At 47.4% G+C, this 16,194-nt stretch carries 18 protein-coding genes; 4 read left to right on the top strand and 14 right to left on the bottom strand.

Translation table 11 applies throughout. The features are described from left to right. Positions 1 to 138 precede the first annotated feature (138 nt). The 3 genes from murI to NIES208_RS09265 form a co-directional block, all read right to left on the bottom strand. A complete protein-coding gene (murI, locus tag NIES208_RS09275; protein ID WP_075892001.1) occupies positions 139 to 987 on the bottom strand; it encodes a glutamate racemase in 849 nt (282 codons plus the stop codon). Between the two features lie 109 nt (positions 988 to 1,096). Continuing rightward, positions 1,097 to 2,899 carry an N-acetylmuramoyl-L-alanine amidase gene (locus NIES208_RS09270; RefSeq protein WP_075891999.1) on the bottom strand — a complete coding sequence of 601 codons (1,803 nt, stop codon included), beginning with the start codon at positions 2,897 to 2,899 and terminating at the stop codon, positions 1,097 to 1,099. A gap of 139 nt (positions 2,900 to 3,038) precedes the next feature. Further along, positions 3,039 to 4,391: a cation:proton antiporter gene (locus tag NIES208_RS09265; protein ID WP_075891997.1), complete on the bottom strand. Its 1,353-nt coding sequence runs from the start codon at positions 4,389 to 4,391 to the stop codon at positions 3,039 to 3,041. A 243-nt stretch (positions 4,392 to 4,634) separates the two neighbouring features. Here NIES208_RS09265 and NIES208_RS09260 point away from each other — a divergent pair, with 243 nt between their 5' ends. Next, positions 4,635 to 5,768, top strand: coding sequence for a GDSL-type esterase/lipase family protein (locus NIES208_RS09260; RefSeq protein ID WP_075891995.1), 1,134 nt, complete (start codon positions 4,635 to 4,637; stop codon positions 5,766 to 5,768). Positions 5,769 to 5,898: 130 nt separating this feature from the next. Here NIES208_RS09260 and NIES208_RS09255 read toward each other — a convergent pair whose 3' ends face one another. The 6 genes from NIES208_RS09255 to NIES208_RS09230 all read right to left on the bottom strand — a co-directional run bounded on the left by NIES208_RS09255 (position 5,899) and on the right by NIES208_RS09230 (position 9,986). Beyond that, positions 5,899 to 6,105, bottom strand: coding sequence for a hypothetical protein (locus NIES208_RS09255; RefSeq protein ID WP_075891993.1), 207 nt, complete (start codon positions 6,103 to 6,105; stop codon positions 5,899 to 5,901). 147 nt (positions 6,106 to 6,252) lie between these two features. Beyond that, positions 6,253 to 8,265 (bottom strand): ribonuclease catalytic domain-containing protein, encoded by a 2,013-nt coding sequence (locus NIES208_RS09250; protein ID WP_075891991.1) that lies wholly within the window; start codon positions 8,263 to 8,265, stop codon positions 6,253 to 6,255. Between the two features lie 110 nt (positions 8,266 to 8,375). Further along, complete coding sequence (gene rpsR, locus NIES208_RS09245; RefSeq protein ID WP_015133763.1) at positions 8,376 to 8,591, bottom strand: 30S ribosomal protein S18; 216 nt, start codon at positions 8,589 to 8,591, stop codon at positions 8,376 to 8,378. 123 nt (positions 8,592 to 8,714) lie between these two features. Then, a complete protein-coding gene (gene rpmG, locus NIES208_RS09240; protein WP_015133764.1) occupies positions 8,715 to 8,909 on the bottom strand; it encodes a 50S ribosomal protein L33 in 195 nt (64 codons plus the stop codon). A 52-nt stretch (positions 8,910 to 8,961) separates the two neighbouring features. Then, entirely contained in the window at positions 8,962 to 9,504 is a 543-nt protein-coding gene (locus tag NIES208_RS09235; protein WP_075891989.1) for an RDD family protein, read from the bottom strand. 68 nt (positions 9,505 to 9,572) lie between these two features. Beyond that, positions 9,573 to 9,986, bottom strand: coding sequence for a hypothetical protein (locus NIES208_RS09230; protein ID WP_084176586.1), 414 nt, complete (start codon positions 9,984 to 9,986; stop codon positions 9,573 to 9,575). Between the two features lie 232 nt (positions 9,987 to 10,218). On the opposite strand from NIES208_RS09230, the gene NIES208_RS09225 reads away from it, so the two are divergent. Both NIES208_RS09225 and ndhM read left to right on the top strand, forming a co-directional pair. Further along, positions 10,219 to 11,058 carry an MBL fold metallo-hydrolase gene (locus NIES208_RS09225; RefSeq protein WP_084176584.1) on the top strand — a complete coding sequence of 280 codons (840 nt, stop codon included), beginning with the start codon at positions 10,219 to 10,221 and terminating at the stop codon, positions 11,056 to 11,058. Positions 11,059 to 11,131: 73 nt separating this feature from the next. Continuing rightward, positions 11,132 to 11,494: an NAD(P)H-quinone oxidoreductase subunit M gene (ndhM, locus tag NIES208_RS09220; protein ID WP_075891987.1), complete on the top strand. Its 363-nt coding sequence runs from the start codon at positions 11,132 to 11,134 to the stop codon at positions 11,492 to 11,494. 126 nt (positions 11,495 to 11,620) lie between these two features. Here ndhM and NIES208_RS09215 read toward each other — a convergent pair whose 3' ends face one another. Both NIES208_RS09215 and NIES208_RS09210 read right to left on the bottom strand, forming a co-directional pair. After that, positions 11,621 to 11,971 (bottom strand): phenylpyruvate tautomerase MIF-related protein, encoded by a 351-nt coding sequence (locus NIES208_RS09215; protein ID WP_075891985.1) that lies wholly within the window; start codon positions 11,969 to 11,971, stop codon positions 11,621 to 11,623. Between the two features lie 211 nt (positions 11,972 to 12,182). Then, positions 12,183 to 12,665 carry a flavin reductase family protein gene (locus tag NIES208_RS09210; RefSeq protein WP_075891983.1) on the bottom strand — a complete coding sequence of 161 codons (483 nt, stop codon included), beginning with the start codon at positions 12,663 to 12,665 and terminating at the stop codon, positions 12,183 to 12,185. A gap of 51 nt (positions 12,666 to 12,716) precedes the next feature. On the opposite strand from NIES208_RS09210, the gene NIES208_RS09205 reads away from it, so the two are divergent. Further along, the gene (locus NIES208_RS09205) at positions 12,717 to 13,232 is read left to right on the top strand and encodes a MogA/MoaB family molybdenum cofactor biosynthesis protein (RefSeq protein WP_075891981.1); all 516 of its coding nucleotides are present in this window, start codon (positions 12,717 to 12,719) and stop codon (positions 13,230 to 13,232) included. A gap of 1 nt (position 13,233) precedes the next feature. Here the strand turns inward: NIES208_RS09205 and NIES208_RS09200 are convergent, their stop codons facing one another. The 3 genes from NIES208_RS09200 to NIES208_RS09195 all read right to left on the bottom strand — a co-directional run bounded on the left by NIES208_RS09200 (position 13,234) and on the right by NIES208_RS09195 (position 15,967). After that, positions 13,234 to 14,664 (bottom strand): gluconeogenesis factor YvcK family protein, encoded by a 1,431-nt coding sequence (locus tag NIES208_RS09200; protein WP_075891979.1) that lies wholly within the window; start codon positions 14,662 to 14,664, stop codon positions 13,234 to 13,236. Positions 14,665 to 14,802: 138 nt separating this feature from the next. Continuing rightward, positions 14,803 to 14,958, bottom strand: a complete 156-nt coding sequence (locus NIES208_RS18940; protein WP_171971745.1) for a hypothetical protein — start codon at positions 14,956 to 14,958, stop codon at positions 14,803 to 14,805. Between the two features lie 172 nt (positions 14,959 to 15,130). Then, positions 15,131 to 15,967, bottom strand: a complete 837-nt coding sequence (locus tag NIES208_RS09195; RefSeq protein ID WP_075891977.1) for a DUF1206 domain-containing protein — start codon at positions 15,965 to 15,967, stop codon at positions 15,131 to 15,133. Positions 15,968 to 16,194: the final 227 nt, after the last annotated feature.

Here is a 16,194-nt window from a genome sequence, read left to right as displayed (position 1 = left end):
CGGAGAGGTAGAGACACGGAGAACCAACGAAAACCTGCGTTTTTTGACCCCTAGGATTATTTGGATAAAACATCTCCCGATCTCTCGCTCTCTTATTCGCCGCGTCCTATTACCAAGCATTCTTAAGCAAAACTCAGGTTAAGATAAATTGCGGCGGACAGGCACTGGCGCTGGTGGAGTGGTCATAAATTCCGTCAGATCCACCTTCTCCACAAGGGGAGTGTAACCCAGCCAACGGTGGGATAGTTCTGCAAATTGGTCTGGGCAACCGCTGACGGCGAACCGAGTCGGCATAGGGAGTGTTGCATTTTTTAAACCCATTAAATCCAGTTCCTGTTCAGTCGCTTTAACGACATATTCTGCTGGGTCGACACAAACCACATGGTCAGGCAAAATGCTTTTAAAAACGCCGGCAAGGTGACGGTAGTGGGTACAACCAAACACTAGTGTGTCAATGTTTTGTTCGATTAGCGGCTGCAAATATTTCCGGGCAACCCGTTTTGTGTGGGGGTCATTAATGCGGTTGGCCTCAATGAGGGGCACAAATTCTGGACAGGCCATTTGCCATACGTCTGTGGCTGGTTCCACTTCCTGAATCGCATCTTTGTAAGCATTGCTGTTAACTGTGGCTTGGGTGGCAATAATGCCGATGCGTTTACCGTGTTGTACGGCTCCTTTTGCACCGGGTAAAATTAAGCCTAGTACAGGTGTTTTGAATTCTGAGCGAATAATGTCAAGGGCAACGGCGGAGCTGGTATTGCAGGCCATCACTACCATTTTGACTTCTTGGGCTTCCATCCAGGTGAGAATTTCTCTGACGTATTGGATTAATTCTTCTGGGGAACGATTTCCATAGGGTAATCGAGCTGTATCAGCAAAGTAGATGATTGATTCTTTGGGGAGCTGATGATACAACGCTCGCAGCACGGTAATACCACCGAGACCGCTGTCGAAGATCCCGATTGGAAAGGTTTTTGAATTGCCCATAGATAAAAGTACTCACACCAGTTGAATTAAACAAAGATTAGCGTAGTTTTTTACACTGCGCGCCGATACTTTGTCGGAAAATAGTGAATTGTACTTGAACTTTTCGGGGTTAACGGACATTGGTCTGGATATATTCTAAAATTCCGTCGGCGATCGCCTTGGCCATGCGGCTACGAAAGGCGGGATTAGAAAGGTTGGCAGCATCTTCACGACCGGTGACAAAACCGACTTCAACGAGGGCGGAAGGCATGGCTGTATGGCGCAGGACATAGAAACGGGCTGTTTTAACGCCGCGATCGCGCATCCGTATTTGACTCATTACATTACGGTGGATGCTCTGGGCTAGTTGTCTGCCGCTTTGAAAATAGTAAACTTCAAAGCCATTAACATCGGGACGACTCAGGCTAATGGCGTTGGCATGGATACTGACAAATAAGTCGGCATTGGCATTATTAGCAAGCTGGGTGCGGCCAGCAAGGCTAACAAAATAATCTGTATCTCGTGTCATACGCACACCGATGCCGTTTTGCTGCAAAATTTGGGCAACTTCTTGGGAGATGGGGAGAATAACATTTTTTTCCTGTAAGCCACCAATGCCCACAGCACCGGAGTCTCTACCGCCATGGCCGGGATCAATCATCACGACTATATTGCTCTGGGGGGGATTGAAGGTGCGTGGTGGATCTGTATTTTGTGCTGGTGGGACAAAGACGGAATTATTGCCTTGGGAATTGTTGAAATCCCGTAGACGGTTTAACTCTAAAGCAATGAGGCGATCGCTGGGCTGGGTGAGGTCTCCGACCTGAACGCCGAGGGCAGGCTCAATTTGGATCAGGACACTGGTGTTGGTTTCCTGTCGCATGGAAATGCGTGAAACTGGGCTATTGGTCTCTAGCTGGGGGCCCCGGACGGGTTGGGCAAGCTCGGCATTTTCGATGCGGATTTGATAGACACCGTCGTTACGATTCCAGCCGCCGGATGCTTTGATACTTTCATTGCCTCGCACAATGAGCAGACCACCATTGTTGGCTAGGTCTACGGATTCAATGGTTGTGAGTTCTTCTGAGGAGGAGGTTTGAACGACACGGTCGGGCACTGTTGTGGGACTAACATCTCTTGCTTCGAGATTATCGGTTCCCCCGGCGGGAATAAAAACTAAGCCGCCGCCGCCGTAGGAATTGTAGAGGGCTCGCCATTCGGGACTATTGTCTGCAAGTTGTAGGGAAATTTTTGCTTCGTTATTCCGAACTTGTTCAAAGGCAATTTGGTTAACCCTGTAGCGATTAACGTTTAGGGTTTTGCCGCGTAATTCTTGGGGAAGTTGTAAATCTTTTAGGGTGAATTCAAGGCGATCGCCATCCCGTTCTGATGCAATTTTACCGTCACTGACTTGGTCGAGGTTGAGGTAAAAGCCCCCCCGCGTCACTTGGAAGCGATCATCTAAAAAACTATCTTCTGCCTGTCCTGTGGCGGCACCAATTTGCTCCTCTGTAAGGCGCTGGGATGTTTGGTTATCGGTGGTAATGGGTTGGGGTTCTGGTAAGGTTACGGACCAGTCATTCGGCGATCGCCCCTCAAACTTAATGCCATTCGGATCAAGGGTATAGCCCGGCTCTAGCTCGATTACGAGGCGAGCGGTGTTGGGCGTAAACTGACCCAAACGAACTGTGCGAATTTTGCCGCCATAGCTACGGTTCAGGAGAGGACGAGCTAGCGTTGTGCCCGGTAAATCAATCACTAAGCGGCTGGGATCGGGGATAAGCTGAGCCTCAGGCTGTACGCTGCTATTGGTGCGAAATTGTAGTTCGCGACGCTGCTCATTAAACTCCCAAAAGATCAATTGACCCGCCCAAGCTGGCAATTGCCAAGTGGAAACGGTGAGTAGAGTTAAGCAGAACCAAAAGAATTTCACAGTCAAAAAATCCTCTGATGAAAACAGGGAATGAACGATAAAACAGTTGCAGCCGAAGCGTAACCTCGGTTTGTCAAAGGGACGCAGCGATCGCCGGATATGTTTCAGGGGCTAATTGCGACATCCCATTGTATCTTCCTTAAACCTGTTCTGACTCAGCCACTGCGTCTGACTCTTTAAAAACAATACGCAAGAAAGGCGGTGCAACAAATGTGGTTAAGATCACCATCATAATAATGGCCGCTTCAGTAGACTCAGACAGCGCACCACTGGCAGAACCGACCCCTGCAAAAACAAGACCCACTTCGCCACGGGGAATCATCCCCACACCAATGGCTAGCTTGTTGAGTTGCTCTTGACCAAAAACCGTAAAGCCCGTGATCACCTTCCCAACGATCGCCACCACAATCAGAAATGCCGCAATGACTAGACCTTCGCGATTAGAGGGAACCGCCGGATTTAAAACACTTAAATCTGTTTTTGCACCGACACACACAAAGAAAATCGGTACAAATAAATCGGCGATCGGCAGCACCTGCTCTTCCAATTCCCCACGTTTACTCGTTTCCGCAAGAATAAGACCCGCAGCAAAAGCCCCTAAAATTGCCTCCAGCTGGATGACAGTAGCGATATAGGACAACACAAACGCAAACACAATGGAAACCGTGAGCAGTTGTCCCCGCGTCTGCATACCATCCACAAGACTGACAAACAAAGGACTCAGCAAACGTCCCACAATGATGGCACCAACGAGGAAAGTACCCGCGCTAATAATCAGCCAGATCGTACTAACAATTTCTACTTCACCGGTTTTCGCCAAACTCGCCACAACGGCCAAAACAATAATCCCGAGGACATCATCTAGTACCGCCGCGCCAATAATAATTTGACCTTCTTTTGTGGTCAGCTGACCCAACTCAGCCAAAACCTTTGCCGTAATACCAATACTGGTTGCCGTGAGAGCCGCCCCTGCAAAAATCGCTGGAATTGTATCAATGCCAAAGAAAAAGACTAAGCCCGCTGTCCCCGCGGCAAAGGGCGCAACAACACCCACAACCGCCACAACCGCAGCCTGGGGTCCTACTTTAATCAGCTCCTGTAAATCGGATTCAAGACCAATTTCAAACAAGAGAATGACAACTCCCAGCTCGGCTAAAACTGAAATCACCTCACTTTGGGTGGCAAATAGAGCTGGCGCTGCTTCTGGACTTAAACCGGCCGTGGCCTCTAGAAATTTGATAATTAATGAATCTGATGCTTGCAGTCCACTCTCTGGAAAAATGAGTAGACCGAAGGCTGAAACCCCGACAAGTACACCACCGACAAGTTCCCCCAGGACTGGCGGTAAATTAATGCGGGCACATAATTCGCCGCCCATTTTACTGGCGAAATAAATCACGACTAAACTCAGTAAGACGGATGCCAAAACCATTGAAGGCTCGACTGCTTCCCCTGCTGGGGCATTGAGGAGGAACGGTTGAAAATACGGCATAAATTTATGGGATGTAACAACGGGCAATAATGGGCAAATGGAAAATTTTTAGCTTGAGCTTGGGTTTACTGTATCGGCGATTTTAACGGTATCACCTCGGTTCTGGACGTTTCTGCCAAAGCCATCACAACAATTTAGCAAACTGCTGGAACATTCTCAGGTTTAAATCTAACGGATTTGTCCTGAAACGACGGCGATCGCCCTGTCTATGGAAGTAGTTCCTCTGTTATTTCCGGTGCTGTTATGTCTGAACCTTTGCTTTTGGCGGCAAGTCTATTAAGTGGCGAGACGGCGGTTGGTGTGACGCCCCAACCCAAGCCGGAAATGGATCCCTGGCAAATGGTAGACCAAATGGGTTTAATCGATCAGCAACGGGTCGAGGCCTATCAACGGCGATCGCAGCCCCTTGCCCAGAAAGCCTCCGTGACCAAGCCGGAAACAAGTAGTAAATTTGCGTCTCGTAATACAACGGCTGCGGGCACTCAGACTTTTGCGAAGATTAATCAACCCACAACACCAACGAGAAACCCCATTGCCTATCATCGGTATTCCAGTAACCCTGAAGAAACCTTGACGATTAAGCAATCAAGCTACCGACCAAGTCAGCCCCAGACACCGAGCCGTCAAACATGGCCATCAGAAAGTACTTCAACCCGCCAACCAAGCTCAAACCCCCAGCTTTTTAGCCAGCGAATCAATGCCCTAAAAGCAGGTCAGCTCTACACCAGACTCAAAGGAAATAGCTTTGAAACCGCCTGGGCAGGTGCAAGGCAACAACCCACCCACCAAGATTGGCAAAACTTACTGCGCCAGGAAGCAAAGTCCGTCGCAGCTGGCCAAGGTAATAATCGCCTCGGTGTTTTAGTGGGTGATTCTTTAAGTATGTGGTTTCCTAGCGACCTGCTACCCGAAGGCAAGCTGTGGTTAAACCAAGGCATTTCTGGTGAAAATACGAGCCAAGTTTTACAGCGCCTTGATGCCCTTGATCGCGTTCGCCCGGAAACGATCTATGTCATGGCTGGGGTTAATGACTTGAAGCAGGGAGCCTCGGACACAACGGTATTAAATAATTCCCGCGCTATTATCCGTCGTTTGCGCTATCAGCATCCCTACGCCACGATTGTTGTTCAGTCTTTATTGCCCACTCGTACTGATTATTTATCGCCTGCACGAGCGATGCGTTTAAATCAAAAGCTACAGGCGATCGCCGCCGAGGAAAATGCGGGTTATCTGAATCTTCACGCTTTGTTTGTCGATCAAGAAGGCAAAATGCGTCAGGATTTAAGTACCGATGGCGTTCACCTAAATCGTCAAGGTTATAAAGTTTGGCAACAGGCGATGCAACAGGCAGAAAAATGGGTGGCCGCAGCTAGCTAAACCTGTTTATCTATTGATTTTTGCTTGAGGCAGGCCGACTAACGAAGTTCAGCCCAATAAATTTAACCGAATCAAAAAGGACACAAATATTTGTGCCCTGCTTCATTATTTCATCTGCATCATCTGCAAATTACATGAGATGACGAGACGCTAGTTTCTCAAGATTAATTTGGGTGTCATGGAGGAGCTTGTGTAAACTGTCGTTGGCTGGCTCTAGGGTTGGTGTTAAATCCTTCGCCTGGAGGGACATATGCAACTGAAGCTCAGCGACGTAGCTGCTCATATCTTCTGAAAATGTTGACTCAACTTGAGGTGTGGAGGAAGAAGAAATAGCCATTACTTTTTTTTGCTGTTACATCAAAAACTCGTTGGCAAAGAGAATATCATGCCCATTAAGTAAATCTACTAAGTAGAAAAAAAACGCAATATTTCTCAATGGCCGCTCATAAAACTTATATTTCAACGTTTCTGCCCGAAAAACGGTTTAAGATGCTGCCGCAATGTCAGTTTCTAGGAGTTCCCGAAAGCGAATTTCGTCTTTGTGGGGATCCGCTTGGCTCACTTTCACTTCAAGGCGATCGCCCAAAGTAACCGCCCGTTCAAAGCGGTGGGGCAACTCTAGTCCCAACTCTTCCAGTAACAACACGCCCAACTTTTCATCTTCCCGTAGCCAACGTAAAACCATCCCCTGCCACACTTCATCGGCATTGCGGCGCAGATATTCCAAACTCCAATAGCGATTGGTTTGGCGCTCTACTAAAACAGCCTCTTTACTGGAGGTGACAACGCTAAACAAAATCTCCTGTAACTCCTCCGACGAGAAGGGCAACTCATCCCCCCGCAAATGAGCTTTGATCTGGAAATGAGCCAGCAAATCTGTGTAACGACGGATGGGCGAGGTGACTTGAATATAAGAATCTAAGCCAAGACTGGCGTGACGCACCGGATTAATACCCATTTCACTGCGGGGCATACAACGGCGCACCGCACAGGCACGCACGGGGCCAGCGGGCAAAAGGAGTAATTCTTGATCTGAAGGTAGTTCCGGCTGGGGTTGACCGCGAAATGGCAAAGGTAAATTGTGCTCGACACCGTAATGTCCGGCAATTTCTCCGGCTAAAATCATCATCTCCGCCACAAGCTCACGGGAAATGGAGCCTTCTAGTACTTCGATGGTGACATCTTCGTCTTTTACCTTAATTAATGCTTCGGGCATCTTAATTTTGATCGAACCTTGGGAGTTGCGCCAGGCGGCTCGCTTACGGGCAAAATCAGCTAATAAAGGAATCTCCGGCTCGGCTTGAATATCTAGATGCAGCATTTCGTCTACATCATCGTAGGTGAGGCGATAGGTGGGCTTTACCCAGCTCGGATGGATCTCATAGTCGGCGATCGCCCCCTCTTCCGAGAGCAACACCCCAAAACTTAAAGCCGCACAAACTTGCCCTTGAATCAAACTCATCGGCCCCGTGGCCAGCTCCACCGGGAACATCGAGATCATCCCCGTCGGGAGATATAAACTGGTACTGCGGCGGCGAGCTTCTAAATCTAGCTCATCATTAGGCACTAAAAGGCGAGTTGGGTCTGCAATGTGAATCCAGATCTTGTGGCCGCCATCTGCGAGATTTTCGATGCTGAGGCCATCGTCAATTTCAGAAGTACTCTCATCGTCAATGGTGTAGGTTTTCAGGTGGGACAAATCAAGGCGATGCGCTTCGTCGGCATCATCGGGTGGAGACGAGAAACGGAAATGAGCCACATCGAGTACCTTTTGTGAAAATCTTGGGGAATAGCCGCTGCGGTGGAGATGAAGATTTTCGTGACGACTCCACCATCCTAAACTGACAAGAAGTTCAAATGCCTTTTCGGTTGTGGCGGATTGTCCAAGCAATTCTAGGAGTTCCTGCGCCGCTTTACTAGATTGTTCTGGATACAGAATAAATCGCTCTATTGCCTCTAGTCTTTGGCGATCGCCCTCTTCCCACTCTATTATTTCACCATCGCCCGCCCGCCGCACCTTATCAATAAAAGCACTTTTTTCAGCTTCCTTTTGGGCTTCAACTTCGAGCTGATGTTGGATTTCCCTAACCTGCGATTCCGGACGAGGTTCGTAGCGATCGCCCTTGCGCTTAAAAAATATCTTGTCCTCCGCCAACATGACATGGGAGGCATAACATTGATGAGGCGTTTGCTCAGAAAAAAGTAACTGAGCCATGGACTCAGGCGTTGCACTTTCCGCCATTTCCGTGAGCAGCTCCCAGGCAATTTCGAGACCCGACGGATCAAGAAACGGCTCACAATCCTCTAAAAACGATGGAATATCAGAAGGATCGTAGGGGGAACCTGCCACCGTGTACTCAACCCTTTGGGGGCGGAGCTTGTGGGACTGTCCCCTCGTATCTACAACGATCCAATCTTTTTTTCCTTCTGGACGTTCAGCGACGGCCAGTAGCCGTTCACCTTGTAACCTGAATTCAATCAGTTGTCCTTGTTCCACCAGTTTTATTGCCTTAATCTAAACTGTGACGAAAATAATGCGCTTGTAAACTAATTAGCATGCTTACTTCTACCAATAGGTGGGTAAGCAAAACCTAGCTCGGCATTACTTTAGCCTTCTTTGTTGATGAAGGGCAATAGTGCAACCATGCGAGCACGTTTAATGGCTCTGTTCATGTCGCGCTGTTGACGTGCCGTTAAACCTGTAATGCGGCGGGGAAGGATCTTGCCACGCTCGGTGATAAATTTGCGGAGTAGCTCAACATCTTTATAGTCGATGGGCTGACTGGGGGGAATCGGAGATAAACGCTTGCGGTAATAAGCCATGTTTCAGATATATCTTTACAAAATAAAGGGGACTAAATATAACAAACCTGTCTACTGCTGCAGACAGTGGTTTGGTCACATTGTTCGCTGAAATCAAAATATAGCTTCAATATCTAAATTGAATTATTTGATTTCTTTGTGAACAGTGTGGGTGTTGCAGTGGGGACAGAACTTCTTGATTTCAAGTCGTCCGGTGGTGTTACGGCGGTTTTTGCTAGTGGTGTAGCGGTTAACGCCGTTGGAACGTTTGTTGGTATTGGTGCGACATTCTGTGCATTCCACAGTGATGGTAATGCGTACGCCTTTCTTACTTGCCATGTTGGTACTTTTAGGTTAGTGGTGCGAATCGCTAGAGTTTACACACAAATTTCTATCTTTGCATATTATCCCGCAGCTCTGCAACAATTTCTTTGATCCTGAGATCGAGGGAAAAGCCCCGTTGGGTTTGGATGACGTAGGTCTCGGCAATGCGGTCATGGAAGGCTTGGTTAAATTCTTCGTCGGCGATCGCCACAAGGCAGCAGGCAAGGAGAGGCGACACAAGAATCAGCATGGAAATGGGATTAGCAAAATTAATCTGCAGACCATACATGGCCAGCATCCCTAGCCCCCCGAGAATGCCTTCACGTTTACTGAGGCTCACCAGTTCAGGAATACGATAACGAATGTCGATGACTTTAATATCAAAGGCCCAACTGCCCAAACTTTGTCCTTGATTGCGCTCCACCAAGCCGACGCGCAAGGTAAACCATGCCACCAGAAAAAAGAGCCACTGTAGTGCTGCTCCAGCTAAGGCGCTTAAAATCCAAGCACAGAGGAAATCAATAAAAAATGCCCAAAAGCGTCTATCTAAAGGAACCTTTGGGAAACGGCGGACTGGTCGGTAATCTGGAGAATCATCTTCGTCGTACATTTTTTGTGCTGTCTTAGGGCGGCGATCGCAGGGTTATTATCCTAATTGTATGCGGTTCGGTAAAGTCATTATTCTCGAATGGCGTAGGATTGCCAGCCTGACGGGATTTTTTTGAGAGATCGCCATGTTTTGCCTTCCGTTTGCCGCTGGAGATAGAGATCAAAAGGATTATGTTTACGATTTTCAACTTGGTGCCGAAAACCTAGTTCAAGATCATAGGTTCCTTGCATGTGGTAGACCGGCAAACGTTTGAGAAAAAAAGAATCAATTTGATTAACTTGAATATTGTTTAGCTTTAATGTGGGCGGTTGTGCCGTAATCGTTCGACTCAGGTCACGATAATATTGCTGGAGCTCCATGTGCATCGCCTGCTCAATCACCGTACCGTCAGGCGCAAATTCTCTGGGGGCATTACCCCTTTGGCAGCCGGAGATAGAGACACTCGTAAAGGTAAGGAATAAGCAAATAAAAACGCCAGGCAAAACCTGTTTATACGTAGGGAAATTGCGATAAATACTTATCCAAAAATTCATCTTGTTTGTGTCAAGAAAATGATTTAACCAAAGGTCTATAAATTAGGCGCTTGGAGTTACTTTATCGAAGTTTCAAAAAAAATACTGATTATTCGATATTCTCTAGATAATATAGGGAGAGGGTTGTAAAACTCTAGGACGTTTCAATCGGCGATCGCCTGCAAGAATTGCATCACACACTGTGAATATTGACCAGCCCACCAAAACCAATACAGCATTCACCGCAAAATTTTGGGGGGTGCGCGGACAAGTGCCAACACCAGGTCGAGATACCTATCGCTTTGGCGGTAATACCCCCTGCCTAGAAATTAACGCAGGAGATCAGCGTCTGATTTTTGACGGTGGCACCGGCCTACGCATGTTAGGCAATGCCCTATTAAGACAAATGCCCGTTGAAGCCCATCTTTTTTTTACCCACGCTAATTGGGATCGCATTCAAGGATTTCCTTTTTTCGTCCCAGCATTTATTCCCGGTAATCACTTTCATATCCATGGCACAGAGACCCACGAAGGCAAAACCTTCGAAGACAAGCTCTCCAAACAGATGCACGGGCCAAACTTTCCCGTCCCGATTCAAGTGATGGGAGCCAAGCTAGAATTCCACCCCCTTGAAGCTGGCGATGAACTCATGATTGATGCGGCAACAGTGAAAAGCGCCTTGGTTCACGCAAAACACCAAGCCCTAGGATTTCGGATTAGCTATGGAGATGCGGTTTTAGTATATGCCACCGATAGTGACCTCCAAGAAAAAGATAATCGCAATGCCTTACGTGAGCTAGCCTATGGCGCTGATTTTTTGGTTCTGAACACTCCCGTTTCCCGTCACCATCATCACGATATGCAACAGTGGCAACCTCTACTAGAGTTTTCGAAGGAAATTTTAGTCAAGCACCTACTGTTTTCTACCCATGACCCCAACTGTCGTGACCCAGATTTAGAGACATTGGAGGCTACGCTACAAGAACATCATCACCATCTCCATTTTGCGAAAGAAGGCGAACTCCTCACGATCTCAGCCTAAAGACTTTTAATTTTTCCAGCGGAAGTGTCACAATAGCAATTGTTGAGTTTGAGCATAATCTCTCCACAGGCCTATGTTACTGAAGTCCACCACTCGCCATGTACGCATTTACACTGCAGAAATCCAAAAAAACGAACTAATTCCCAGTGAAAAGGTCTTGAGCCTTGATATTGACCCTGATAACGAATTTATTTGGTCAGAAGAGGCCCTTCAAAAGGTGTACCGCAAGTTTGATGAACTTGTGGAAAGCTACGATGGCGAAGATCTGACGGAATACAATTTACGACATATCGGCTCTGATTTGGAAGGTTTTATTCGCGATATGCTCCAAGCTGGCGAAATTTCCTACAATCTTGATTCGCGTGTGATGAACTTCAGTATGGGTTTACCACAGCAAGATCATCCTGATAGTAAGGGTCAGTACCTAATGTATTAGGGTCTAAATTTCTGCTGAATCCCTATGGCAGCTGGAATTGTAAGGGCCATAAGAACATTCAAAACAATTAACCCCCTATGCTTTATGGCAAATGGGGGCTTTTTTTGTGAAAATCAAACAAATTTCTTAGCCGAAGGTGCGACCGTTCCAACCCCACATGGAGCCTTTGGCATCGGCAAATTCGATATAAATGCGATTTTTGTCTATGCCAAGGGTTTGACTAATCTCATTGCAAAAGTCTTCGCTCATCGTTTGGGTGCGATCGCCCATTGTGCCCACGCTTTTGATTTCAACGTAGCACACGGGTTCTGTTGTGCCAGCAAAGGTCATGGCAACTTCTGGCTCGAAAGCTGTCATTACGTAGGATTCTGGTTTGCTGAGGTGAGAGGCGAGCTTGCTGGATAGAGACAACAACATTGATTCAACTTCATCTTTGGCGGGGGCAGCGAGGGAGGTTTGAACTTTAATTAATGGCATGGGTATCAGGTATCAGTGAACAGTTATCAGTGAACAGTTACCAGTGAACAGTTATCAGGTATCAGTGAACAGTTATCAGACATCAGATATCAGATATCAAGTCGTAGGGTGGGTGGAATGGTTGGTCGGTTTGTGAGACTAAGTTTGGAGGGGACGATTCGGTGTCACCCACCGTTTTTTATGATTAAACTCGTGTGGATAGATAGTAGGGTTAGCCGCCGTAACTCCAGCCTGTGCTTTCAAGGTCAAGGATTTTACCGTCACGGTGTACGCCTGCGCCGATGACTTCTCCGACAAAAACGGTGTGATCGCCTTTTTCTACTGTGCCGACTACTTTGCATTCGACGTAGCCGAGGGAGTCTTTGATAATGGGGCAGCCGGTTTCTTCGCCTTCGTAAAACTCGACATCTTCAAATTTGTTGCCGACACGACGCTTGGGCTTAAAGAAGTTGGCTGCCATGTCTTTTTGAGTGTTCTCAAGGAAACTGAGGGTAAAAACGCCTGTTTTTTTGAGCATGGCGTGGGAGCCAGAATCTGAGCGGACACAGTTAATAATGAGGGGCGGCTTGAAGGAGCCTTGCATCACCCAACTGGCGGTAAAGCCATTCATTTCATCGCCGTCCCGCACGCCGCAAATATATAATGCGTGGGGAATCTTGAGTAGTATTTCTTTTTTTGCTTTTTCGTCTAACATCTGGGGACTCCCAATGGTCTTCAGTACAATTGCTCATTATCTTTACACACCATGTCCCTTCCTTTCCCCCACCCTGATGTAGATTCTCGTATGATTTGTTGTGGTGTGATCACTGTCAGTGATACGCGATCGCCGGCTACGGACAAGAGTGGCAAGGTTATGCAGGATCTTTTGCTGGCTGAGGGTCATGAGATTACGGTTTATCGGGTGGTTAAAGATGACCCGGCGGCGATCGCCGCGCTTTTAGAAAGGTTTGGCGTTGGCGATGGGCTAGATGCAGTGTTGTTCAATGGGGGCACGGGCATTGCGCCACGGGATAATACCTATGATGTGGTAGTGCGGTATTTGGAAAAAACGCTGCCGGGATTTGGGGAGATTTTTCGGATGCTCAGTTACGACGAAATCGGATCACGGGCGATCACCTCGCGTGCCGTGGCTGGAACCTATCGAGGTAAGGTGATTTTTTCGGTGCCGGGGTCTAGTGGGGCAGTACGTTTGGCGATGACAAAATTGATTTTGCCGGAACTTCGTCATCTGGTAAAACAGCTCACGACAATCAACAAGTAAATTATGCAGAATGTTGGATGGGTTCGGATTTTGCCATTTTGGACTGAATACCAGCGGCTTTGCTAAACCAACGCACCAGTAACCCGGCTAATTTTTCGTGGTTGTGGCGCACATAACCTGTTTCAAAGTCTTCGTCCATAATGTTTGCAATGACAATGCGGCGACGGAGTTTAGTGATTTCTTCGCGGTCGAGAAATACAGGATGGGAATGTTCGAGGGCATACCTACGCAAGGCGCTTTCGGACGGCGATCGCTGTTGGACAAGGACAGCGTCAAATAACTTTTCGCCACAGACTTTATCAATGGCTTTAATGTGATCCGCCACAGTATAGCCGTCGGTTTCTCCGGGCTGGGTCATGATATTGCACACATAGATGCGCGGGGCAGAACTGTTGGCGATCGCCTGACGAATTTCTGGCACAAGTAAATTAGGGATAATGCTCGTGTAAAGACTGCCCGGCCCCATGATAATAAAATCGGCTTTTTCAATAGCTTTGACTGCTGCGGGTAACGCCCTCGGATGACGGGGATAACAGCCAAAATCAACAATTCTACCGCCCGCTTGGGGAATGCGTGATTCTCCTTCGATAACGCGACCGTCAGCCATTTTTGCCCAGAGCTTTACATCGCTGAGGGTTGCCGGCAGTACGCAGCCGCGAATCGCCAAAACCTTGGAGCTGGCAATCACTGCTTGTTCTAGATCCCCTGTAATTTCGCTCATGGCTGTGAGAAACAGATTACCGAAACTGTGACCTTGTAAGCCGTCTCCCGCTTCAAAACGGTATTGAAAGAGTTCGGTTAATAATCTCTCTTCGTCGGCAAAGGCGGCTAAACAGTTGCGAATATCGCCGGGGGGCAACACGCCAATTTCTCGCCGTAACCTGCCGGAGGAGCCACCATCATCAGCCACTGTGACAACTGCAGTGATATTACCGCTATATTTTTTCAAACCTCGCAATAGGGTCGAAAGACCTGTACCACCCCCGATCGCCACAATTTTTGGGCCTTTATTGAGACGACGATGGTTGTGGAGCATATCCACCAATTCTTCTTCACCATGGGGATTTAAGACATCGGTGATCGCGCCAAAGGTACGATTTTGTCCCCAGAAAATCAGCGCTAAACCCAAGGCGATCGCCACAGGACCAGAAATATGGCTCGGCACAACAGTGGTAATCCAGCGCAAAAAATCTCGCGTTAAAGTCATCAGGCGGGAAACCGGCGTAAGGTCAAGCCAAATCGCCAATCCCAAAGAAGTGAACAGCACCCCCAAGGCACTCATGAGCATCCAACGCTTTACCGATAGCCCCGGTATCATCCACTTAAACAAATGGTTTAGTCCCGCAGGTGTGCGATTTTGAACGGCTTTTACCGTTTTTGGGTAAGCGCGAGCACTTCTGCGTAAAGCACGGCGAAAAGGATTGTTCAACATTCACTCTCCAGAACAAAGCAGCGGTAGAGGCGATCGCCCAGCGTTTTTGAGGATTTAATAAAGCAAGATCAAAGGTCAAAAATCGTTGGTAGGTCGTCTATCCACCATCAGTGTAGCGGAGAAGAATTCTTGGCTTGCTCACTTCCGAAAAAATGACCAAAGACCCGACCCTAGGCAAATTAAGCTTATAGCACCATTGACATAACCTAAAACTTCGACAGAACCACGGAGGAGAGATGCCAATACGGCAAAGGGGTCTAGATCATGGTGGAGATTGCAAGGGAGCCACAACACAGAAAACCAAAGAAGCCACAGCCCAACAGTAGTAATATGCCTAGACTTTTTCTGTCCATGAACTTGATGCCCTCCTATCTAAAACAGCTGGGGCGATGAGCAATCATTAAGCAATAATGATCAAGAGTGAAGGCGATCGCCCCTAAACACTGTTGCCCAACGACAAAGTCCACTAATCAGGGGAAATGCGTCGATAGCGTGATTGAACCAACAAATGAATACCATAGGCAATCAAACCAAAAGCCACCCCACCCATAAGAGCCGCCCCAAAAGGTTGTCGCTGCAATGTTTGGAGAACGCCCTCCGTTGTCTTTACTTTGCTCGCATCCGCAAACCGCACCGCTTGACCCACAAAATAACTAACAATAATGGCCACAAATCCTTTGGAAATTAAGCCGAAACGACCAATACTTAGCAGCCATTTTTCTTGAGTTTTCCCCATTTCTATCAGCTTTAATTTTTTGCGAAACTTACTGCTCACACCACGATAAACATAATAAAAACCGTAGGATGCCGCACCGACAGCCACACAACTCAATAGGAATCGACCGAAAGGTTGGGCTAGCACAGTGGCGGCTTTTGCGTTCGAAGAGGAAGATGAGCCACTGCCAGAGCTACTAACGCTGAAAACAATATCGAATGCAGCATAGGCTAAACCACTATACAAACAGCCACTGAGACCATAAATGATGCGACGAGTAATATTTTTTAAGCCATTTTTATCATGTTCTGGATCAAAAATAGCAGCGATAAAACGCCAAGCCACATAGCACAACAAGCCAAGAGCAATACCAAATAGAGCCACCTTGCCAAAGGGTTTTTCCGCAACGGCTTTTAATACGCCTGTCGTGTCTGTGACCTCTCCACCCCAATTTAGGGATGCTTGCACAGCCAGCCAGCCCAGTAATGAATAAACCATGCCTTTCGCTGCATAGCCGATACGCGCTGATGTTTCAATCCATTTTGCTGTTTGACTTTGATTGGCAGAGCTCGTAACCGGATTTTCCATGGCATGCGCCTAAAACTTTAGGCATATTTAGTTGAGATATTAATTAAAAACAATACTTTGTTATTGAAGCACTGCAATACTCCACAAGCCCTCAAGCTTGGTGCTTGTTCTATCTGATTTTCTGTTCACACTTTCGGATGATATTTGTCAATTTATTGATCTAAGTTTTTCGCAGGGTAATCGCATCAAAATAAAAGACAGGAAAGGGGTAAAGTAAAGGAGCTTAT

This window comes from [Limnothrix rosea] IAM M-220, from assembly GCF_001904615.1.
Lineage (GTDB): Bacteria > Cyanobacteriota > Cyanobacteriia > Cyanobacteriales > MRBY01 > MRBY01.
Note: the sequence above shows the minus strand (reverse complement) of the source record. Positions and strands in the feature narration are given on the sequence as shown.